Origin of the sequence: uncultured Luteimonas sp., from assembly GCF_947492465.1 — a bacterium.
GTDB lineage: Bacteria > Pseudomonadota > Gammaproteobacteria > Xanthomonadales > Xanthomonadaceae > Luteimonas.
Map to the genome: position 1 here is coordinate 308543 of NZ_CANLNF010000004.1, position 20217 is coordinate 328759.

Consider the following 20217-nt stretch of genomic DNA (forward strand, 5'->3'; position numbering starts at 1 on the left):
GTCCGGAACGGCCTCATCGAAGGACGGCGCCCCGCTTCAGCGCTTCCTGCCGCCCAGCAGGCCGCCCAGGATGCCGCGCACGATCTGGTTGGTGATGGTGCGCGCGGCCTGCTTGCCGGAGGCCTCGAGCACGCCCTGGCGCCGGCCGGTGCCGAACAGCACGTCGCGGACCGCCTTGCCGAATCCGCCTTCCTGTTCCGCTTCGCCGCGGCCGCGCGCCGGCGGCGATGCCGCTGCCCCCGTGGCCGCCTGCGCACGCGCGGCCAGCAGCTCGGCCGCCGACTCGCGGTCCACGGCCTTGTCGTACTTGCCGCCGACCGGGCTGTTCGCGCGCACCTGCGCCCGCTCGGACTCGGTGATCGCGCCCATGCGGCAGCGCGGCGGCGCGACCAGGGTGTGTTCGACCGCCATGGGAATGCCCTTGTCCTGCAGCGTCGACACCAGCGCCTCGCCGGTGCCCAGCCGCGACAGGGCCTGCACCACGTCCAGCGCCGGATTGGCGACGAAGGTCTCGGCCGCGGTCCGCACCGCCTTCTGGTCGCGCGGGGTGAAGGCGCGCAGCGCGTGCTGCACGCGGTTGCCGAGCTGGCCGAGGATCTCGTCGGGCACGTCGTCGGGGAACTGCGAGCAGAAGTACACGCCCACGCCCTTGGAGCGGATGATGCGCACCACCTGTTCGATGCGCTGGCGCAGCGCGGCAGGCGCATCGTCGAACAGCAGGTGCGCCTCGTCGAAGACAAACACGAGCCTTGGCTTGTCGAGGTCGCCGACTTCGGGCAGGTGCTCGAACAGTTCCGACAGCAGCCACAGCAGGAAACTCGAATACAGGCGCGGCTTGAGCACCAACTGGTCGGCGGCGAGGATGCCGATCACGCCGCGGCCATCTGGCGTGGTGCGCATCAGGTCGGACAGCTCCAGCGCCGGTTCGCCGAACACGTGGTCGCCGCCTTCCTGCTCCAGCCGCAGCAGGGCGCGCTGGATGGCGCCGATCGATTGCGGACTGACCAGGCCGTACTCGGTGGACACGGCCTTGCGCTCCTCGGCGACGAGGTTGAGCAGGGCGCGCAGGTCGGCCAGGTCGAGCAGCAGCAGGCCGCGGTCGTCGGCCAGCTTGAACACGATGTCGAGCACGCCCGACTGGGTGTCGTTGAGTTCGAGGATGCGGCCGAGGAGGGTCGGGCCCATCTCGCTGACCGTGGTGCGCACCGGGTGGCCGAGCTTGCCGTACAGGTCCCAGAACACGACCGGGCTGCCCTCGGCCGCATATCCCTCCACGCCGATCTGCGCGGCGCGTGCCTGCAGCTTCTCGTTCAGGGTGCCGGGCACGGCCAGGCCAGCCACGTCGCCCTTCACGTCGGCCATGAACACCGGCACGCCGATGCGCGAGAAGCCTTCGGCCAGGGTCATCAGGGTGACCGTCTTGCCGGTGCCGGTGGCCCCGGCCACCAGGCCGTGGCGGTTGCCGTAGCGCGGCAGCAGGTGAACCTGGGCGCCGTCGCCGGTGGTGATGGCCCTGCCGACAAGAATGGGCTGCATGCGCGTGTCCGTGTCCCCGATCGATTGTGGCGATTCTAGCCCTGCGCGGCGCCCCCCACGCCGGGGGCGCACCCGCAGCGGCGCGCCGTGCGCGGATCGCGCGGAACAGGCCGGCGTTCCTTGTGGCACCTGGCGCCAGCGGCTACCCTGCCGGCCCCTTCCGCGGTCCCCGGTGGTCGATGTCGTTCCTGTCCATGCCTGCGCTGCGCGGCCTGCTGCTGGCCAGCGCCCTCGTGCTCGCCGTCGTTCCTTCCCTCGCGCAGGCGCAGTCCAGGCGCACCGTGGCCGCGATCGACGCGCTCAACCAGCGCATGGCGGCCGCGGAGACGCGCTGGCGCGAGGCGCTGGTGAAGATCGGCAACAGCGATCCGGCCGGGCTGGACGAGAGCAACGCCGCGCTCGAGGACATGGAGGACGTGATCGTCGAGTGCGGCAAGCTCAAGGGTTGCCAGACCGGCAACCTGCTGGCCAGCTACAAGCGCCTGCTCAAGGCGCAGGCCGACGCCGCGGCCGGCCTTGGCGGGGAGGGCGTGGACGATGCGCCGGGCGAGGACGGGGTCCTGCCGACGGGGGAGGTGCCCGAAAGTGCCACCGCGGCCTCGCTGCTGGCCGCGGAGGATCGCCGCTTCCTCGAACTGGTGAAGATGAACCCGGCGGTGCAGGCCGGCATCCGCCGCTGGCTGACCGACATGCGCGTGGCGCTGATCACCAGCCACGAGAACTTCCAGTACATGCAGCACCTGATGTCGCCGGCGTTCAAGCGCCGCGGCCTGCCCGAGGCGCTGCTGTTCGGCATCCTGGCCAAGGAATCCAACGGCCGCGTGCATTCGCGTTCGCGCGCAGGCGCGGCCGGGCCGTTGCAGTTCATGCCGGCCACCGGCAGCCGCCTGGGCCTGGGTCCCGACGGACGCGGCTTCGACACGCGCTACGACCCGCGCGCCTCGGCCGATGCCGCCGCGGTGTACCTGGGCGAGCGCTACGCCGAGCTGGGCGGCGACAACATCGAGCTGTGGCTGGCGGCCTACAACGGCGGCGAGGGCAGGGCGCGGCGCGTGCATCGCGAGTTCGCCGGGCGCAGCTTCTGGGAACCGGACGTGTTCGGCCAGTTCCCGCCCGAAACCCGCGACTACGTGCCGATGGTGATCGCCGCGGCGTGGCTGTACCTGCACCCGCGCGAGTACGGGCTGGTGTTCCCGCGCGTGGACACGCGCCCTGCGACGATCGAACTCAAGCGGCCGGCCTCGATCTACGAGCTGACCATCTGCCTGGGCAACGGCAATACCCGCGACGGCTACATGCGCGTGCTGCGCAACCTCAACCCGCAGTACGAGGCCGAGGCGTGGATCCCGGCCGGGACCAGGCTCAACGGCACCGTGCGCATGGCCGGGCTGTACGAGCGCTGGTGCACGCGGGGCGCACGCGCCGACCTGGCCCGCCAGCTGGTGAACAGCGATCCCTCGACCGCCACCGTGCGCGTGGGCGATGTCGAAACGGTGACCCTGCCTGACGGCACGGTGATCCAGCAGGCCGTGGCCGTCGTGCCGGCCACGCCGGCTCCTGCGCCGGCGCCGGCGCCCGCCGCGCCGCGGACCCATCGCGTGGCCGCGGGCGAAACGCTGGTGGCGATCGCCCGGCGCTACAGCTGCGACACCCGGTCGCTGGCGGCGGCCAACGGCATCAAGCCGCCGCGCTACGTCCTGCGCGCCGGCCAGACGCTGGAGCTCGCTGGCTGCCGCTAGGCGCGGCGGCAGCGGGGGACGCTGGTCAGGCGGCGCTGCGCCGAGCCAGCACCTGGCCCAGGCGCACCGCGCTTTCGGCCTGCAGCGCCGGGTCCAGCTCGGCGACGCCGTCGGGCAGCAGCACGACGACCGTCGAGCCGTAGTTGAAGCGCGCCATTTCCTCGAAGCGCTCCAGCACGATCTGCTCGCTGGTCCAGTTCTTCGAGGTGATGCGGTCGCCGTAGGCGGGGATCTCCTCGCCGCTCCAGACCGTTTCCACGCCCGAGACCAGCAGCGCGCCGACCATCACCACGGCCATCGGCCCGAAGTCGGTGTCGAAATGGCAGACCAGCCGCTCGTTGCGCGCGAACAGGCGCGGCACCGACGCCACCGCGTCCGGCCCCACCGAGAACAGCCGGCCCGGCACGTGCACCGTTTCAAGCAGGCGCCCGGTCCAGGGCATGTGCACGCGGTGGTAGTCCTTCGGCGACAGGTACACGGTCGCGTAGCGGCCGTTGGCGTAGGGCGCGGCCGCGGACTCGCTGCCCAGCAGCTCGGCCGCGGTGAACGAACGGCCCTTGGCCTGGAAGATCCGACCCTGTTCGATGCGCCCGCACTGGCTCACGCGGCCGTCGGCCGGCATCAGCAGCGCCCGCGGGTCGGGATCGGGCAGGCGCGCGCCGGGCCTGAGCGCGCGGGTGAAGAAGGCGTTGAAGGTGGGATAGGCGCGCGGGTCGGATTCCTGCGCTTCGGACAGGTCCACGCCGAAGCGCCGCGTCACCGTGTCGATCAGCCAGGCCCGGGTGCGCGGGTTGTCCGAATAGGCCAGCGAACGCGCCAGCGACGACAGCAGCCGGTGCGGCAGGACCCAGGTCAGGGCGGTGACCAGGTTCACGGGCGCGAGTCCCCGGCCAGGGCCAGCAGGTCGGCGGCGATCGCGGCCGGGTCGTCGACCGCGCTGCCGGTGATCACGCCGGCCATCCGGCCGCGCGGATCGAGCACGGCCATCGAGGCGCTGTGGTCGATCGAGTACTGGTCGGCCGGCGCGCCATCGGCGGCCGGCACCTTGGCGAACACCATCGACAGCGAACGGGTGAACGCCTCCAGCGAGGGGATGTCGGCGGTCGCGGCCAGGGTGTCGCGGTGGAAGGCGTGGGCGTACTCGCCGATGCGGTCGGGCGAGTCGCGCTCGGGATCGACCGAGACGAACAGCACCCGCGGCCGGGTCGATTCGGGCAGCGCCTCCCACTGCCGCTGCGCCTGCGCCAGCTGCGCCAGCGTCGTCGGGCACACGTCGGGGCAGAAGGTGAAGCCGATGAACACGATGGTCCAGTGGCCGTGCAGCTCGCCGGGCATCAGCTGGGTGCCGTCGGACTGTTGCAGCGCGAAGTCCGGCAGCTCGCGCGGCTGCGGGAACAGCTTCACCGCCTGCAGCGCAGGTTGCGCCACGGCCGGGTCGGCGAAGAACTTGCGCGACGCCAGCAGCCCCAGTCCGGCGAACAGGGCGACCAGCAGCACGATGATGACGGTGCGGTTGAACATCCGGGAATCCAGGCGGTCAGCGGGCCATGATACCCCGGCGGCCGCTATACTTGCCGACCGGCGTCGTGCCGGGATGGACGCCCGCCATGACCGACGAACTGCATACGATCATCGACCTGATCCGCTACGGCGCCAGCCGTTTCAGCGCGGCCGGGCTGACCTTCGGGCACAGCTACGACAACGCCATCGACGAGGCCACCCAGCTCACCCTGCACGCGCTGCACCTGCCGCACGACCTGGGCCCGGCCTATGGCCAGGCACGCGTCACGCTGGCCGAGAAGGAGGACGTGCTGGCGCTGTTCCTGCGCCGCATCGAGGAGCGCGTGCCGGCCGCCTACCTGACCGGCGAGGCCTGGTTCGCGGGCCTGAGCTTCAAGAGCGATGCGCGCGCGCTGGTGCCGCGCTCGCCGATCGCCGAACTGATCCTGTCCGGCTTCGAGCCCTGGCTGGGCGGGCGCGAGGTGCGCCGCGCGCTGGACCTGTGCACCGGCTCGGGCTGCATCGCCATCGCCATGGCGCACTACAACCCGGACTGGCACGTGGACGGTGCCGACATCAGCGACGAGGCGCTGTCGCTGGCGCGCGAGAACGAATCGCGCCTGCTGTCGGCCAACACCCGCTTCGTCAGGTCCGACCTGTTCGCCGACCTGCAGGGCGAGCACTACGACCTGATCGTGACCAACCCGCCGTACGTGACCAACGACGAGACCGACGCGCTGCCGAAGGAGTACTCGTACGAACCCGACCTGGGCCTGCGCGCCGGCGACGACGGCCTCGACATCGTGCTGCGCATCCTGCGCGACGCGCCGCTGCACCTGACCGACGACGGCCTGCTGGTGTGCGAGGTGGGCGAGTCCGAACGGGCGCTCTCGGCCCTGCTGCCGGAGCTGCCGCTGGTGTGGGTGGAGTTCAAGGTCGGGCAGATGGGCGTGTTCGTGGTCGAACGCCACGATCTGGTGAACCATCATGCGCGGATCCGGGCGCTGGCCGATGCGCGGGAGCGCGCCGCGGGCGTGTCGCCGACGTCGGCGCCGGCACCGGACCGCCTGTTCTGAAGCATCGCTGCGCCGGCGGTAGGTCGGTGCTATCGATCCCACGGCGCGGGCATGGATCGTCGTCGCGACGATGGAACCCATCGTTCGTCACGGTACGGACGACGCGGCGTCGCGCGACACCACATCGCCGGTGCGGAGGTTGCGGCTGAAACCGCGGCTCGAGTGCGCCTTGCGGGTTTGATCGCGGCGTGCGGGGTGAGACACTGCGGCCGGTCGGCGACGCACCGCGCCGGTCCGCATCCGCGCCACCCCAGGGCTAGCGAGGCCTCCGCATCTTGAACACCTTCGGCCATCTGTTCCGCGTCACCACCTTCGGCGAGTCGCACGGTCCGGCGATCGGATGCGTGATCGACGGCTGCCCGCCCGGCATCGCCATCGCGCCGGACGACTTCGCCCACGACCTGTCGCGACGCGCCACCGGCAAGACCCGCCATACCTCGGCGCGGCGCGAGGCGGACGAGGTCGAGATCCTGAGCGGCGTGTACCAGGGCGTCACCACCGGCACGCCGCTGGCGCTGCTGGTGCGCAACACCGACCAGCGCAGCAAGGACTACGGCGCCATCGAGCGCCAGTTCCGCCCCGGCCATGCCGACTACGCCTACTGGCACAAGTACGGCCTCCGCGATCCGCGCGGCGGTGGGCGATCGTCGGCGCGCGAGACCACGATGCGCGTGGCGGCGGCGGTGGTGGCGAAGAAGTGGCTGGCGCAGCGCGGCGTGGGCGTGCGCGGCCACCTGGCGCAGATCGGCGAGGTCGTCCCGCGTGCGCACGACTGGAGCGTGGTGGAGCAAAACCCCTTCTTCTGGCCCTGCGCGGAGCAGGTGCCCGAACTCGAGGCCTACATGGATGCGCTGCGCAAGTCGGGCGATTCGGTCGGCGCGAAGGTCGTCGCCGTGGCCGATGGCGTGCCGCCGGGCTGGGGCGAGCCGGTGTACGGCAAGCTCGATGGCGACATCGCCGCGGCGATGATGTCGATCAACGCGGTCAAGGGCGTGGAGATCGGCGACGGCTTCGCCAGCGTGGCGCAGAAGGGCACGCAGCACCGCGACGTGATGACGCCGGGCGGCTTCCTCTCCAACCATGCCGGCGGGGTGCTGGGCGGCATCAGCACCGGCCAGCAGGTGGTCGCGTCGGTCGCGTTCAAGCCGACGTCGAGCCTGCGCCTGCCGGTCGAGGGCGTGGACATCGACGGCAACGTGGTCGACATCGTCACCACTGGCCGCCACGACCCCTGCGTCGGCATCCGCGCCACCCCGATCTGCGAGGCGATGCTGGCACTGGTGCTGATCGACCAGGCCCTGCGCCACCGCGCCCAGTGCGGCGACGTCGGCGCGGTGTCGCCGCGTATTCCCGCCGGCGCCGGTGGCTGACACCCGGCCCCGGGTCTGGGTATCGCAGCCGCTGTTAGACGACATCGTCGACAGGCTGGGCGCGCATTTCGAGGTTGACGCCGCGCGCGAGGTGACCGCATGGTCGCCGGACGCGATCGCGGCCAGGCTGCGCGAGGCCGACGGCGCGCTGGTGACGCTCAACGAACGCGTCGGCGCCGCGCAGGTAGCCGGCGCGACGCGGCTGCGCGCGATCGCCAACGTCGGCGTCGGCTACAACAACCTCGACGTCGCGGCGCTTCAGGCGCGCGGCATCGTCGCCACCAACACGCCCGACGTGCTCACCGAGACCACTGCCGACATGGGCTTCGCCCTGCTCCTGGCCGCGGCGCGGCGCATCACCGAAGGCGAGCGCTGGCTGCGCGAAGGCCACTGGACGCAGTGGTCCTTCGACACCCTGCTGGGGCATGACGTGCACGGCAGCACGCTGGGGATCCTCGGCATGGGCCGGATCGGGCAGGCCATCGCCAGGCGCGGCGCACACGGCTTCGGCATGCGCGTGGTCTACCACAACCGCAACCGCCTGCCGGGCGGTATCGAACGCAACAGTCGTGCCGCGTGGGTCGACTTCGATACACTGCTGCGCGAGTCGGACCACCTGGTGCTGGTCCTGCCGTATTCCCCGCAGACCCGCCACGTGATCGACGCTCCCGCCCTCGCGAAGATGAAGCCCACCGCGACGCTGACCAACATCGCGCGCGGCGGCCTGGTCGACGAGGATGCGCTGGCCGACGCGCTGGCTGCCGGCAATCTGGCATCGGCGGCGCTGGACGTGTTCGAGGGCGAGCCGGCGGTCAACCCGAGGCTGCTGGCGCTGCGCAACGTGGTGCTGACGCCGCACGCCGGCAGCGCCAGCCGGGCGACCCGCCGCGCCATGGCCACCCTGGCCGTGGACAACCTGGTCGCCGCGCTGGGACGGGGGCCGCAGGCCGGCAACCCGCCCACGCCGATCGCCGGAAAAGCGCCCGCGAAACGATAGGGGAGCCATCGCCCGGCCGTTCCGCGCGCGGGTTCCCCCGAAGACAGCGACCGTGCGCTGCGCGCCGCACCCCGTTCCCCTTTGCGCTTCCTTTTCCGGACCCCTCATGAACACCCCGAACACCCGTCGTTTCAACGTAGCCGTCGTCGGCGCCACCGGCGCCGTCGGCGAAGTGATGCTGTCGATCCTGGCCGAACGCGATTTCCCGGTCGGCAAGCTCGTACCGCTGGCCTCCGCGCGCTCGGCCGGCAGCACGGTCGAGTTCCGCGGCGAGGACCATGTGGTCCAGGACCTCGCGACCTTCGACCCCGCCGGCATTGACATCGCCCTGTTCTCCGCCGGCGGCGACACCTCGAAGGAATTCGCGCCGAAGTTCGCCGCGGCCGGCGCGGTGGTGATCGACAACTCCTCGGCCTTCCGCTACGACGACGACGTCCCGCTGGTGGTGAGCGAGGTCAATCCCGAGCAGGTGCGCAACCGCCCGCGCGGCATCATCGCCAACCCCAACTGTTCGACCATGCAGATGCTGGTCGCGCTGGCGCCGCTGCACCGCCGCTACGGCATCGAGCGCATCAACGTCGCCACCTACCAGTCGGTGTCGGGCGCCGGCCGCAGCGCGATGGAGGAACTGGGCAAGCAGACCGCGCAGCTGCTGGGCTTCCGCGACATCGACACGGACAAGTTCCCCGTGCAGATCGCCTTCAACCTGATCCCGCAGATCGACGTGTTCATGGACAACGGTTTCACCAAGGAAGAGATGAAGCTGGTCTGGGAAACGCGCAAGATCCTGGGCGACGACACCATCCTGGTGAACCCCACCGCAGTGCGCGTGCCGGTGTTCTACGGGCACTCCGAGGCGGTGGCGATCGAGACCCGCGACAAGGTCATCCCGGAAGCGGCGCGCGAACTGCTGGCCGCCTCGCCCGGCATCGAAGTGGTCGACGACCGCGTGCCAGGCGGCTATCCGACGCCGGTGACGCATGCCTCGGGACGCGACGCCGTCTACGTGGGCCGCATCCGCGAGGACCTCTCGCATCCGCGTGGCCTCAACCTGTGGATCGTCTCGGACAACATCCGCAAGGGCGCCGCGCTCAACGCGGTGCAGCTGGCCGAACTGGTGGCGGCCGAGGGCTGAGGTCGCGTTGACCGGGGCGGTCGGAAACGCCAGACTGCCCCGGTCCAGCCAGGGAGTGGCACATGCACGCAGGGATGGTGCGCGCCGCGATCGCCTTCGCGACCTGCGCGCTGTGGATGGTGGCGGCACTGGGCGCAGCCCCAGGGGCCCAGGCGCAGGACCGGCGGACGGGGAGTGCAGCGGCACGAATCCCGTTGGCCGGCCATTACGACCAGGCCGAACTGGAGCGGGCCACCTCGCTCGGCGGCGGGTCGCTGCGCGGAGTGATGGGCGTCAGCAACCGGGGAGGTGCAGGCGGGCTGCTCGGCCGCGTGATCCGCGGGCGGGAGCTCGCGCTGGCCGAGGGCGAGTGGGTGTTCCTGCTGCCGATGACCGCGCATGTGCAGGACTGGTACGACCGCAACAACGGCGATGCCGATGTCGCAGCACCCGAAGCCGAGGTGCGCCTGCACCGGGATGCCTGGAAGTACGCCGGCCGCTGCCGCACCGATGCCGACGGCAATTTCGCCTTCGACGGCCTCCGGCCGGGGCGCTACGTGGTGCTGGCGAACTTCACCGTTCCGTTCCGGGGGCACCGGGCGTACCACACCGGCGAGTACCTGTCGCAGTACATCGCGGGGCCGGGCACGGGTCACTACATCACCAGGCCCGTGACCCGGGTGGACCGCTACGACACGTCCATCGGCGTGCGCATCGGCGAAGTGGTCGAGATCCGCGAGGGCGAAGTCACCACGTTCTCGCCGCCATCCCGGGCGCTGTACTGAGGTGGCGGATCCACGGACAGGAGAAGGGAACATGCAGTCTGGAGTCCAACGGAAATGGGGGCTGGCCGGATTGGCGGCCGGACTGCTGGCGGCGGCAGGCGTCACGGCGCAGGAGCCGGCCTGCCGCGCGGACGATGTCAGCTGCTGGTATCTGGTGGGAGGCGCCGGCGATCCGCCGTCCCGGATCGTGTGGCTGGCGCGCCGTCTCGACGTGGCCGCTGTGGCGCATCCGGGCGCGATCGAGCTGGTGCAGGTGCAGGAGTCGCCGCGTGCGTCGCAACCCTACGCCATCCGCCGCCTGCAGGTGGACTGCGCCGCGCAGGCGTTCCGGACGGAGGACGCCTGGCTCGCTGCGCGCGATGGCCTGCTCCAGCGGCAGCCGCCATTCCGCGACTGGATTCCGGCCGCCGAGGCCAGGCACGGCGAGTCGGCCGCGCTGCCGTTCGCCTGCGATCCCGATGTGGCGCTTGGCCGCAGCAGCGAGCACGCGGCCCTGTTCGTCGGCAATGCCTGGCGCGCGCCGGACGCGGTCAGGGAGTTCCGCCTGGCCTTCTGGGAGCAGGACGCCGGGGCGCCATAGCAGGCTTCCGCTTCAGGATCCGCCTTGCCGCTTGACGCTCGCTACGGTAATCAATAACTTGCGACCGTCATTTCGACTGATCCTGATCGGGACTCATGGGGACCTTCTCTTGAAGACGCTGGCGTGCCGCCTCGTCCTGCTGCTGGCGTTGCTGCTGCACGTGCCCGCGGCGCTGGCGCTGGGCCTGGGCCAGATCGAGGTGAAGTCGCGGGCCGGCGAGCCGCTGCTGGCCGAGATCCCGATCATCTCCACCGATCCGTCGGAGCTGGAGAACCTGCAGGCGCGCCTGGCATCGCCGGAGACGTTCCGCCGCATCGGTCTGGAACCGCCGGCCGGTCTGGTGTCGGACCTGCGGTTCGCGATCGCGCTCGATCCGCGCGGCCGCCCGGTCATCCGCATCACCAGCGACGTCCCGGTGCAGCAACCGCTGCTGACCTTCCTGGTCGAGGTCGACTGGGGCCAGGGTCGGCTGGTGCGCGAATATTCGGCCCTGGTCGACACGCCGCAGACGGTGGCCGCGCCGGCGCAGCCGCCGATCCAGGCGCCGGAAGCGGCGCCGTCGAACCTGATCGCGCGGACCCCGCCGCCGGAAGCCGCACAGGACGCGGCTCCGGAAGCGTCGCCGGCCGAAGAGGCGCCGCCGACGGCCGAGGCGGACGTTCCTGCGCCGGCCCCGGCGCCGGCCCCCAGCGCACCCGCGGCGGCCGGCACACCCGGCGAGTACGGGCCGGTGCAGCGCGGCCAGACCCTGGGCCGGATTGCCGCAGAACTCTCGGCTGGCAGCGGCCAGAGCCTGAACCAGGTGATGCTGGCGCTGCTACGCGCCAATCCGGATGCCTTCATCGGCGGCAACCTCAACCTGATCCGGCAGGGCGCCGTGCTGCGCGTGCCGTCGCAGGAGCAGTGGTCGCAGGCCAGCGTGGCCGAGGCCAATGCGGTGGTCCGCGAACACGTGGCGCGCTGGCGCGAACTGCGCCGGCCCGTGCCGCAGCCCGGTGCGGTCGCCGGGAACGGCGCAGCCGCGGAGGCGTCCGCACCCGCCGCGTCCGCGGCGGGCGACCAGCCCGCCACGCGCATGACCGATGCGCGGCTGGAGATCGTGCCGCCTGGTGGCGGCAGCGGGGAAGAGGCAGGAACACGGACCGGCGCCGCTGCCGGAGGCGAGGGCGACATGCTGCAGCAACAGGAACTGGTCCAGACGCGTGAAACGCTGGCCGCCCGCGACGCCGAGATCCAGGACCTGCAGGCGCGCCTGGCCGAGCTTGAGCAGCTGCAGCAACAGCAGCAGCAGCTGATCCAGATGAAGGACAGCGAACTGGCCGCGGCCCAGCAGCGCCTGGCGCAGAGTGCGCAGCCGGGACAGCCTGCGGCGGAGGCCGAGGTCGCGGCCGGCGGGGGCGTGCCGTGGCTGTGGATCGGCCTGGGCCTGCTGCTCGCCGCGCTGCTGGCCTGGTGGCTGTCGTCGCGGCGCCGGTCGGCCGAACCGGCGCGCAGGCAGGGTTACGGATTCGCATCCGCACCCGGCCAGCCGGCACCCGCGCGCCCGGCACCGGCGCCCAGGGCCGCACCGCTGCCGCCTGCGCCGGTCGCGGACGCACCGGTCGCCGAAGCTCCGGTCACCGAACCGCCTGCCGCGACGCCCGAGGCGCCGCTGCCGATGGACGCAGCGGTGTCCTGGCGCAATGCACCGGCCGCCGCCACGGGCGGCTCGCCGACCTGGCACGCGGCCAGCGACGCATCGTCGGTGGCATCGCTCAACCCGGCGCCGGCGGGGCAGGAACGCATCGAGCTGGCGCGCGCCTACATCGACCTGGGCGACGTCGAGACCGCGCGCAGCCTGCTGCAGGAGGTTGCCGTGACCGGCGACGCCGACGCCCGCGGCGAGGCCGAACGACTGCTGCGCGAACTGGCCTGAGTGCGGTACGCGATCGGGGTCGAATACGACGGCGGCGACTTCCGCGGCTGGCAGCGGCTGACCCAGCCGGGCGTGCGCGACGAGGCGACCGTCCAGGGTGTGCTCGAAACCGCGCTGTCCTCGGTCGCCGACGCGAGGATCGACACGGTCTGCGCCGGACGTACCGATGCCGGCGTGCACGCACGCTGCCAGGTCGCGCATTTCGACAGCGAGGCAGGTCGCGACCTGCGCGCCTGGACGCTGGGCGCCACCACGCGCCTGCCGCCCGCGGTCAGCGTGACCTGGTGCCGGCCGGTGGCGGAGGATTTCAGCGCCCGCTTCTCGGCGGTGGCCAGGCGCTACCGCTACCGCATCCTCAACCGCCAGGTGCGCCCGGCGCTGGCGCGGCAATGGCTGTCCTGGCACTGGCGCCCGCTGCAGGCGGACGCCATGCACCGCGCCGCGCAGGCGCTCCTGGGCGAGCACGATTTCGGCGCGTTCCGCTCCAGCGAGTGCGAGGCCAGCCACGCGCGGCGCGAACTGCAGCACATCGCCGTCGGGCGCGAAGGCGACGTGGTCACGATCGACGTCCAGGCCAACGCCTTCCTGCACCACATGGTGCGCAACATCGTCGGTTCTCTGCTTGAGGTCGGCGCCGGCGCGCGGGGCGAGGACTGGATCGGCGAACTGCTGGCCGGGCGCGACCGCCGCCTCGCCGGCCCTACCGCGCCGGCCACCGGGCTGGTGTTCCTCGGTCCGCTGTATCCGGCCGTCCATGGCCTGCCCGACGAGGTGACGCTGGCCTGAGCCTGCGGCGGTCGCATGCCTGCTGTCCGGCTTGCGCGTAACCGCGCACAATGCGGCACCGCCCGATGGAATGACGTTCGTGTCGATGCCTCCGTTCCGCACCAGGATCAAGTTCTGCGGCATGACCCGCGCCGGCGACGTGCGCCTGGCCGGCGAACTGGGCGTGGATGCCGTGGGTTTCGTCTTCGCCGCGCGCAGCCGGCGCCGGGTCGATGCGGGCCAGGCGGCGGCGATGCGCGAGGCGCTGGCGCCGATGGTCGATGCGGTCGCGCTGTTCATGGACAACCCGGTCGAGGAGGTGCGCGAGGTGATTTCCCGCGTCCGGCCCTCGCTGCTGCAGTTCCACGGCGACGAGGACGAGGCGTTCTGCCGCAGCTTCGGCCTGCGCTACCTCAAGGCGGTGCCCATGGGCGCCGACCCGCTGCCCGATGCGCTGCAGCTGCACGCCCGCTGGCCCAGCGCGGCGGGCTTCCTGCTCGACGGCCACGCGCCCGGGCATGCCGGCGGCAGCGGCCAGGCCTTCGACTGGTCGCGGGTGCCCAGGGGCATCACCAAGCCCTACTTCGTGGCCGGCGGCCTGACCCCCGACAACGTGCACGCTGCGGTCGTGTCGACCCGGCCCTGGGGCGTGGACGTGGCCAGCGGCGTCGAGGCCGAGGACGGCCTGCCGGGGGCGAAGGACGGCGCGCGCATGCGCCGTTTCGTCGAGGAAGTGCGGCGCGCCGACTGCGGCTGAGCGCGGCAGCCACGGCCACCGGATCCAGCCCGCGCCTCCATCGCCCGATCGCGCGGGGTACGCCGCCAGGCGGTACCTCAGTCCACCATCGTGAGCTGCGCGCGCAGCCAGGCCGCCAGTTGCGCGAGCCGGGGGTCGGCGTCGGAAAGCGTGCACAGGCACCAGTGCGCGCCGGTCCCGATGAACCCCCACGGGGCGACCAGCCGGCCACTGGCCAGGTCGCCCGCCACCAGCGGCTGCGGCGCGATCGCCACACCCAGTCCGGCGACCGCCGCCTCCAGCAGGTAGTACAGGTGTTCGAAGCCGGTGCCCAGGCGCAGCGCGGCCGGGTCCAGTCGCTGCTGGTGCGCCCATTGCGGCCAGGCCTGCGGTCGCGAGACGGTATGCAGCAGGTCCTCGCCCAGCAGCGCGGACGGCGCCTGTCCGGCCAGGCGTGCGGCGGCCGGGTGGCGCGGATCGACCACCGGGCCGATCCGCTCCGGTGCCAGCACGTGCACGCGCCATTGCGCCGGCCACGGCGGCGCACCGATGAGCAGGGCCGCGTCCAGTCCGGGCAGGCTGGACGCGAACTCGCCCTCGTGCGGCGACAGGTGCAGCTGCAGTCCGGGCAGGTCCTGCCGCAACTGCTCCAGCCGCGGGATCATCCAGCGCGCCAGCAGGCTGCCCGGACAGCCGATGACGCGGGTGTCCGGATCGACGCCGCGCCGCAGCCCGCGCACGCTGGCCTCGATCTGCGCGAACGCAGCGCCCGTGGCTTCGCCCAGGCGCAGGCCGGCCTCGGTCAGGCGCAGGCCGCGGCCCTCGCGGCGGAACAGCGCAACCCCCAGTTCGTCCTCCAGCAGCCGCACCTGGCGGCTGATCGCGCCGTGGGTGACATGCAGTTCGGCCGCCGCCTTGCCGAGGCTGCCCAGGCGCGCCGCGCCCTCGAACGCGCGCAGGGCGTTGAGGGAGGGCAGGTCGCGGCGGGTCATGTGAGTTTTCCTGAAGGATTGCGCCAGATATTATCGATTTTCCCGAGCCGCCGCCTGCGCTAGAGTGAGATTCCATCGCAGACCGGTTCCTTCCGATGAGCGCCATCGCACCGCCGCAGGACTTCCACGCCTGGCCCGACGCCGCCGGCCATTTCGGCCGCCACGGCGGGCGCTTCGTCGCCGAGACGCTGATGGGACCGCTGGAGGAACTGGCCGCCGCCTACGACGCCGCGCGGGTGGATCCGGCCTTCGTCGCCGCCTTCGACAAGGACCTCAAGCACTACGTCGGCCGGCCCAGCCCGATCTACCACGCCGAGCGGCTGAGCCGCGAAGTGGGCGGCGCACAGATCCTGCTCAAGCGCGAGGACCTCAATCACACCGGCGCGCACAAGATCAACAACACCATCGGCCAGGCGCTGTTGGCCAGCCGCATGGGCAAGCAGCGGATCATCGCCGAGACCGGCGCCGGCCAGCACGGCGTGGCCAGCGCGACCGTCGCCACCCGCCTGGGCCTGGAATGCGTGGTCTACATGGGCGCCACCGACATCGAGCGGCAGAAGATCAACGTCTACCGCATGAAGCTGCTGGGCGCGACGGTGGTGCCGGTGACCAGCGGATCGGCCACGCTCAAGGACGCGCTCAACGAGGCCATGCGCGACTGGGTCACCAACGTGCGCGACACCTTCTACATCATCGGCACGGTTGCGGGTCCCGACCCGTATCCGCGCATGGTCCGCGACTTCAACGCCGTGGTCGGCCGCGAGGCGCGCGCGCAGATGCTGGAGGACTACGGCCGGCTGCCCGATGCCATCACCGCCTGCGTGGGCGGCGGCAGCAACGCGATCGGCCTGTTCCATGCCTTCCTCAACGACGCGTCGGTGCGCATCGTCGGCGCCGAGGCCGCGGGCGAGGGCATCGAGACCGGACGCCATGCGTCCTCGCTGTCGGCCGGGCGCGTGGGCGTGCTGCACGGCAACCGCACCTACGTGATCTGCGACGACGACGGCCAGATCACCGAGACCCATTCGGTGTCCGCCGGCCTCGACTACCCCGGCGTCGGCCCCGAGCACGCCTTCCTCAAGGACACCGGCCGCGCCGAATACGTCGGCGTCACCGACGAAGAGGCGCTGGCGGCCTTCCACAAGCTCACCCGCACCGAAGGCATCCTGCCCGCGCTCGAATCCAGCCACGCCATCGCCCAGGCGATGAAGCTGGCGCGCGAACTGCCCCGGGACGCGCTGGTGCTGTGCAACCTGTCCGGTCGCGGCGACAAGGACGTGCACACCATCGCCGCCCGCGAAGGGGTCGAGGTCTGATGCGCATGCGCCTGCCCGCGGCCGGCCTGTTGCTCGCGCTGGCGGGCGCTGCGCCGGGTCAGGCCTTGGACTGCGTGGCGGGATTCTGCCTGGGGCAGCCGTTCGCGCCGGACGTTGCGGGAGGCGGCTGGCAGGTCGCGGACTGGCTGGATCCGGCGAACTGTACCCAGGTGTCCGGCGGCAGCCTGCCGGCCGGCGTCGGAATGATGCTGCTGGAGGGGCGCATCGCCCGCTTCGAGATCGGTCTGACGGGCGGTGACGAAGCCCTTTCCCCGCCCGGGCCGTTCGGTTTGCGTCGCGGCATGTCGCTGGGCGAGGCTGGCGCGCGGCTGCCGGACGAGGGAGTAGAACCGGCGTTGCACAAGTACGCCTGGCCGCCCGGCCTCTACCTGACCTGGGACAACGCGTCGCGCGATCGCGCGGTGCGCGTCGAGCTGCCAGACGGCCTGGTCGAGGTGATCCTCTGGGGCCGCGCCGATGCGGTGCGGCTGACCGAGGGTTGCGTCTGAGCGCGTGTCCGTTCGCCCTGTCCTTCCACCGGAACCCTCCTGCATGAGCCGCATCCAGTCCCGATTCGCCCAGCTCGCCGCGCGCGGTCGCAAGGCCTTGATCCCCTTCGTCACCGCCGGGGATCCGTCGCTCGATGCGACGGTGCCGGTGATGCATGCGCTGGTCGCGGCGGGCGCGGACGTGATCGAACTCGGCGTGCCGTTCTCCGATCCCATGGCCGACGGCCCGACCATCCAGCGCAGCTCCGAGCGCGCGTTGGCGCGCGGTGCGGGCCTGGGTTGGGTCCTCGAAGCGGTGCGCGAGTTCCGCCAGCGGGACGGCGAGACGCCCGTGGTGCTGATGGGCTACCTCAACCCGGTCGAGATCCGCGGGGCGTCGCGGTTCGCAGGCGAAACGGCGGACGCAGGCGTCGATGGCGTCCTGCTGGTCGACCTGCCGCCGGAGGAGTCGCCGGAGTTCCGCGAGGCCTTCGCCGCACACGGCGTGGACCTGGTGCTGCTGGCCTCGCCGACCACGCCCGACGCGCGCCTGGCGGTGCTGCTGGGCAATGCGCAGGGCTACCTGTACTACGTCAGCTTCGCCGGCGTCACCGGCGCCTCCGAGCGCCTCGACCCGGAGGCGGCCGCGGCCCACCTGCGCCGGATCCGCGCCGGCAGCCCGGTGCCGGTGGTGGCCGGATTCGGCATCCGCGATGCTGCCGGTGCGGCGGCCATGGCGGCCGACGCCGACGGCGTGGTGGTGGGCAGCGCGCTGGTCGCGGAGATGGCCGGGGCCGCGGATGCGGACGAGGCGGCACGCCGCGCGGCCGCGTTCCTGGCCCCGCTGCGGGCCGCGCTGGACTGAACCGGGGCGTGCGAGCCCGTTGCGGGCGGCCGGGGCAGGCCGGCGGCCCGGCAGCCGGACGGTGCAGCAGGCTCGCGCCGCCATCTGCGCCGTTTCTGGGGGGATCCGGCCGACGCTGGGAGATCCGACCCGTGCGCTAAACTGCGCGCCTTCGCGGCCGCAGCCGCCAACGGATCCGACGCCAAGCATGTCCTGGTTGAAGAAACTGATGCCGCCGCGCATCCGCACCGAGACGGGCACGGCGCGCAAGCGCAGCGTGCCCGAGGGACTGTGGGAAAAGTGCGAGCGCTGCAGCGCCGTGCTCTACGGCCCCGAACTCGAGGAGAACCTGGAGGTCTGCCCGAAGTGCAGCTTCCACCGTCCGATCCGTGCCCGCGCCCGCCTGCGCGCCTTTCTCGATCCGGGCGAACTGCGCGAGATCGCCGGCGAACTCGGCCCGACCGACGTGCTCCGCTTCCGCGACCAGAAGCGCTATGCGGACCGCATCAAGGCGGCGCAGAAGTCCACCGGCGAACGCGATGCGCTGATCGTCATGGAAGGGCGGCTCAAGCAGATGCCGATGGTCGCGGCCGCCTTCGACTTCGCCTACATGGGCGGCTCGATGGGCTCGGTGGTCGGCGAGCGCTTCGCCCGCGGCGCCGAGCGCGCGCTGGAGATCGGGTCGGGATTCGTGTGCTTCTCCGCCAGCGGCGGCGCGCGCATGCAGGAAAGCCTGTTCTCGCTGATGCAGATGGCCAAGACCTCGGCGGCGCTGGGCCGCCTGCGCGCGGCGGGGCTGCCCTACATCTCGGTGATGACCCATCCGACCACCGGCGGCGTCTCGGCCTCGTTCGCGATGCTGGGCGACGTCAACATGGCCGAGCCGGATGCGTTGATCGGCTTTGCCGGCCCGCGCGTGATCGAGCAGACCGTGCGCGAGACCCTGCCCGAAGGCTTCCAGCGTTCGGAATTCCTGGTCGAGCACGGTGCGATCGACCAGATCTGCGACCGGCGCCAGCTGCGCGACCGCATCGCCACCCTGGTGGCGATGATGACGCGCCAGCCCGAACCACGGGATGCCGCGGCATGAGCAGGAAGTATTTCGGCACCGACGGGATCCGCGGGCGCGTGGGCGAGGGTCCGATCTCGGCCGACTTCGTGCTGCGGCTGGGCAACGCCTACGGCCATGCGCTGCGGGAGGCGGCGGAGGCGCGCGGCGACCGGCGCAAGCCGCTGGTGGTGATCGGCAAGGACACCCGCATCTCCAACTACATGTTCGAGGCGGCGCTGGAGGCCGGGCTGGTCGCGGCCGGCGTGCACGTGCAGCTCATGGGGCCGATGCCGACGCCCGCGGTGGCGCACATGACCCGCTCGATGCGTGCCGACGGCGGCATCGTGATCTCCGCCTCGCACAATCCGCACTACGACAACGGCATCAAGTTCTTCTCGGCCGAGGGCGAGAAGCTTGACGACGCCACCGAGCTGGCCATCGAGGCCGCGCTGGACCGGCCGTTCTCGACGGTGGCGTCGGAGCGCCTGGGCAAGGCGGTGCGCACCCGCGATGCGGTGGGGCGGTACGTGGAGGCCTGCAAGAGCTCGGTGTCGCGGCAGTTCAACCTGACCGGGATGCACGTCGTGGTCGACTGCGCCAATGGCGCGACCTACCAGATCGCGCCGCTGGTGCTGCGCGAGCTCGATGCCCGGGTCGATACGATCGGCGTCGATCCTGACGGCACCAACATCAACGACGGCGTGGGTTCGATGCATCCGGAGACGCTGTCGGCGCGCGTGCGCGCCGCCGGCGCCGACCTCGGCATCGCCTTCGACGGCGATGGCGACCGCCTGCTGTTCGTCGACAGCGACGGCGCCGTCCACGACGGCGACAACCTGCTGTACCTGTTGGCGACCGACTGGCAGGCCAGTGGCCGCCTGCGCGGGCCGGTGGTCGGCACGATCATGACCAACTACGGCCTGGAGCAGGCGCTGCAGCGCGAGGGCATCGAGTTCCTGCGGACCAAGGTCGGCGATCGCTACGTCCACCAGGCCCTGCTCGAGCACGGCGGCATCCTCGGCGGCGAAGCGTCCGGCCACCTGCTGTGCCTGGACCGCGCCACTACCGGCGACGGCATCATCAGCGCCCTGCAGGTGCTGGAGGTGCTCAAGCGCCGCGGCCTGACCCTGCAACAGGCCATGGCGGGCGTGCGCAAGCTGCCGCAGAAGACCATCAACGTGCGTTACGGCAACGGCGCCCGGCCCGCCGAGGCCGGCAGCGTGCAGGCCGCCCTGGCCGTCGCACAGTCGGCGGTGGAAGGGCGGGGGCGCGCGTTCCTGCGCCCGTCCGGCACCGAGCCGGTGGTGCGGGTGACGGTCGAGGCCGACGACGAGGCGCTGGTGCAGTCCACCCTCGAATCCCTCGCCGACGCCGTCCGCGCCGCCGCCGGCGCATGAGTTGACCCGGATCAGT

Annotated in this window: 19 protein-coding genes; 15 read left to right on the forward strand and 4 right to left on the reverse strand. The window is 72.0% G+C overall.

Features of this window, described 5'->3' with window-relative positions; translation table 11 throughout:
* Positions 1–36 precede the first annotated feature (36 nt).
* Positions 37–1536, reverse strand: coding sequence for a helicase HerA-like domain-containing protein (locus Q0863_RS11910; RefSeq protein WP_298578102.1), 1500 nt, complete (start codon positions 1534–1536; stop codon positions 37–39).
* A 188-nt stretch (positions 1537–1724) separates the two neighbouring features.
* Between Q0863_RS11910 and Q0863_RS11915 the strand changes: the two genes are divergently transcribed.
* Entirely contained in the window at positions 1725–3275 is a 1551-nt protein-coding gene (locus Q0863_RS11915) for a transglycosylase SLT domain-containing protein (RefSeq protein ID WP_298578250.1), read from the forward strand.
* A 25-nt stretch (positions 3276–3300) separates the two neighbouring features.
* Here the strand turns inward: Q0863_RS11915 and asd are convergent, their stop codons facing one another.
* Both asd and Q0863_RS11925 read right to left on the reverse strand, forming a co-directional pair.
* The gene (gene asd / locus Q0863_RS11920) at positions 3301–4149 is read right to left on the reverse strand and encodes an archaetidylserine decarboxylase (RefSeq protein WP_298578103.1); all 849 of its coding nucleotides are present in this window, start codon (positions 4147–4149) and stop codon (positions 3301–3303) included.
* On the reverse strand, positions 4146–4796 hold the full coding sequence (locus tag Q0863_RS11925) for an SCO family protein (protein ID WP_298578104.1): 651 nt from the start codon (positions 4794–4796) through the stop codon (positions 4146–4148). Before Q0863_RS11925 ends, asd begins: the two co-directional genes overlap by 4 nt.
* An 86-nt stretch (positions 4797–4882) precedes the next feature.
* Between Q0863_RS11925 and prmB the strand changes: the two genes are divergently transcribed.
* From prmB to Q0863_RS11970, 9 genes are all read left to right on the forward strand, one after another.
* The gene (gene prmB / locus Q0863_RS11930) at positions 4883–5851 is read left to right on the forward strand and encodes a 50S ribosomal protein L3 N(5)-glutamine methyltransferase (protein WP_298578105.1); all 969 of its coding nucleotides are present in this window, start codon (positions 4883–4885) and stop codon (positions 5849–5851) included.
* A 275-nt stretch (positions 5852–6126) separates the two neighbouring features.
* A complete protein-coding gene (aroC, locus tag Q0863_RS11935; protein ID WP_298578106.1) occupies positions 6127–7221 on the forward strand; it encodes a chorismate synthase in 1095 nt (364 codons plus the stop codon).
* Positions 7214–8218, forward strand: coding sequence for a D-glycerate dehydrogenase (locus Q0863_RS11940; RefSeq protein ID WP_298578108.1), 1005 nt, complete (start codon positions 7214–7216; stop codon positions 8216–8218). The genes aroC and Q0863_RS11940 overlap by 8 nt, the downstream gene beginning before the upstream one ends.
* Positions 8219–8324: 106 nt before the next feature.
* Complete coding sequence (locus Q0863_RS11945) at positions 8325–9353, forward strand: aspartate-semialdehyde dehydrogenase (protein WP_298578111.1); 1029 nt, start codon at positions 8325–8327, stop codon at positions 9351–9353.
* Positions 9354–9415: 62 nt separating this feature from the next.
* A complete protein-coding gene (locus Q0863_RS11950) occupies positions 9416–10117 on the forward strand; it encodes a hypothetical protein (RefSeq protein ID WP_298578113.1) in 702 nt (233 codons plus the stop codon).
* Between the two features lie 31 nt (positions 10118–10148).
* Positions 10149–10697 carry a hypothetical protein gene (locus tag Q0863_RS11955; RefSeq protein ID WP_298578116.1) on the forward strand — a complete coding sequence of 183 codons (549 nt, stop codon included), beginning with the start codon at positions 10149–10151 and terminating at the stop codon, positions 10695–10697.
* Positions 10698–10806: 109 nt separating this feature from the next.
* Complete coding sequence (locus Q0863_RS11960) at positions 10807–12612, forward strand: FimV/HubP family polar landmark protein (protein ID WP_298578118.1); 1806 nt, start codon at positions 10807–10809, stop codon at positions 12610–12612.
* Positions 12613–13398 carry a tRNA pseudouridine(38-40) synthase TruA gene (gene truA, locus Q0863_RS11965; RefSeq protein WP_298578120.1) on the forward strand — a complete coding sequence of 262 codons (786 nt, stop codon included), beginning with the start codon at positions 12613–12615 and terminating at the stop codon, positions 13396–13398. It abuts the gene before it with no gap.
* A gap of 79 nt (positions 13399–13477) precedes the next feature.
* Positions 13478–14134 carry a phosphoribosylanthranilate isomerase gene (locus Q0863_RS11970; protein WP_298578122.1) on the forward strand — a complete coding sequence of 219 codons (657 nt, stop codon included), beginning with the start codon at positions 13478–13480 and terminating at the stop codon, positions 14132–14134.
* Positions 14135–14211: 77 nt separating this feature from the next.
* On the opposite strand, the gene Q0863_RS11975 is transcribed toward Q0863_RS11970, so the two are convergent.
* Complete coding sequence (locus Q0863_RS11975; RefSeq protein ID WP_298578124.1) at positions 14212–15105, reverse strand: LysR family transcriptional regulator; 894 nt, start codon at positions 15103–15105, stop codon at positions 14212–14214.
* A gap of 95 nt (positions 15106–15200) precedes the next feature.
* Between Q0863_RS11975 and trpB the strand changes: the two genes are divergently transcribed.
* The 5 genes from trpB (at position 15201) to glmM (ending at position 20201) form a co-directional block, all read left to right on the forward strand.
* Positions 15201–16421 carry a tryptophan synthase subunit beta gene (gene trpB / locus Q0863_RS11980; protein WP_298578126.1) on the forward strand — a complete coding sequence of 407 codons (1221 nt, stop codon included), beginning with the start codon at positions 15201–15203 and terminating at the stop codon, positions 16419–16421.
* The gene (locus Q0863_RS11985) at positions 16421–16930 is read left to right on the forward strand and encodes a hypothetical protein (protein WP_298578128.1); all 510 of its coding nucleotides are present in this window, start codon (positions 16421–16423) and stop codon (positions 16928–16930) included. Before trpB ends, Q0863_RS11985 begins: the two co-directional genes overlap by 1 nt.
* 43 nt (positions 16931–16973) lie before the next feature.
* Entirely contained in the window at positions 16974–17774 is an 801-nt protein-coding gene (trpA, locus tag Q0863_RS11990) for a tryptophan synthase subunit alpha (RefSeq protein ID WP_298578130.1), read from the forward strand.
* 187 nt (positions 17775–17961) lie between these two features.
* Positions 17962–18843 carry an acetyl-CoA carboxylase, carboxyltransferase subunit beta gene (accD, locus tag Q0863_RS11995; protein WP_298578132.1) on the forward strand — a complete coding sequence of 294 codons (882 nt, stop codon included), beginning with the start codon at positions 17962–17964 and terminating at the stop codon, positions 18841–18843.
* Positions 18840–20201 (forward strand): phosphoglucosamine mutase, encoded by a 1362-nt coding sequence (gene glmM / locus Q0863_RS12000; protein ID WP_298578134.1) that lies wholly within the window; start codon positions 18840–18842, stop codon positions 20199–20201. The genes accD and glmM overlap by 4 nt, the downstream gene beginning before the upstream one ends.
* Positions 20202–20217 lie beyond the last annotated feature (16 nt).

Coding starts and splice junctions, on each gene's coding strand:
- Q0863_RS11985 (WP_298578128.1), top strand. CDS start 16,421: ATGCGCATGCGCCTGCCCGCGGCCGGCCTGTTGCTCGCGCTGGCGGGC.
- Q0863_RS11910 (WP_298578102.1), bottom strand. CDS start 1,536: ATGCAGCCCATTCTTGTCGGCAGGGCCATCACCACCGGCGACGGCGCC.
- Q0863_RS11925 (WP_298578104.1), bottom strand. CDS start 4,796: ATGTTCAACCGCACCGTCATCATCGTGCTGCTGGTCGCCCTGTTCGCC.
- Q0863_RS11950 (WP_298578113.1), top strand. CDS start 9,416: ATGCACGCAGGGATGGTGCGCGCCGCGATCGCCTTCGCGACCTGCGCG.
- glmM (WP_298578134.1), top strand. CDS start 18,840: ATGAGCAGGAAGTATTTCGGCACCGACGGGATCCGCGGGCGCGTGGGC.
- trpA (WP_298578130.1), top strand. CDS start 16,974: ATGAGCCGCATCCAGTCCCGATTCGCCCAGCTCGCCGCGCGCGGTCGC.
- Q0863_RS11955 (WP_298578116.1), top strand. CDS start 10,149: ATGCAGTCTGGAGTCCAACGGAAATGGGGGCTGGCCGGATTGGCGGCC.
- prmB (WP_298578105.1), top strand. CDS start 4,883: ATGACCGACGAACTGCATACGATCATCGACCTGATCCGCTACGGCGCC.
- Q0863_RS11945 (WP_298578111.1), top strand. CDS start 8,325: ATGAACACCCCGAACACCCGTCGTTTCAACGTAGCCGTCGTCGGCGCC.
- trpB (WP_298578126.1), top strand. CDS start 15,201: ATGAGCGCCATCGCACCGCCGCAGGACTTCCACGCCTGGCCCGACGCC.
- accD (WP_298578132.1), top strand. CDS start 17,962: ATGTCCTGGTTGAAGAAACTGATGCCGCCGCGCATCCGCACCGAGACG.
- Q0863_RS11975 (WP_298578124.1), bottom strand. CDS start 15,105: ATGACCCGCCGCGACCTGCCCTCCCTCAACGCCCTGCGCGCGTTCGAG.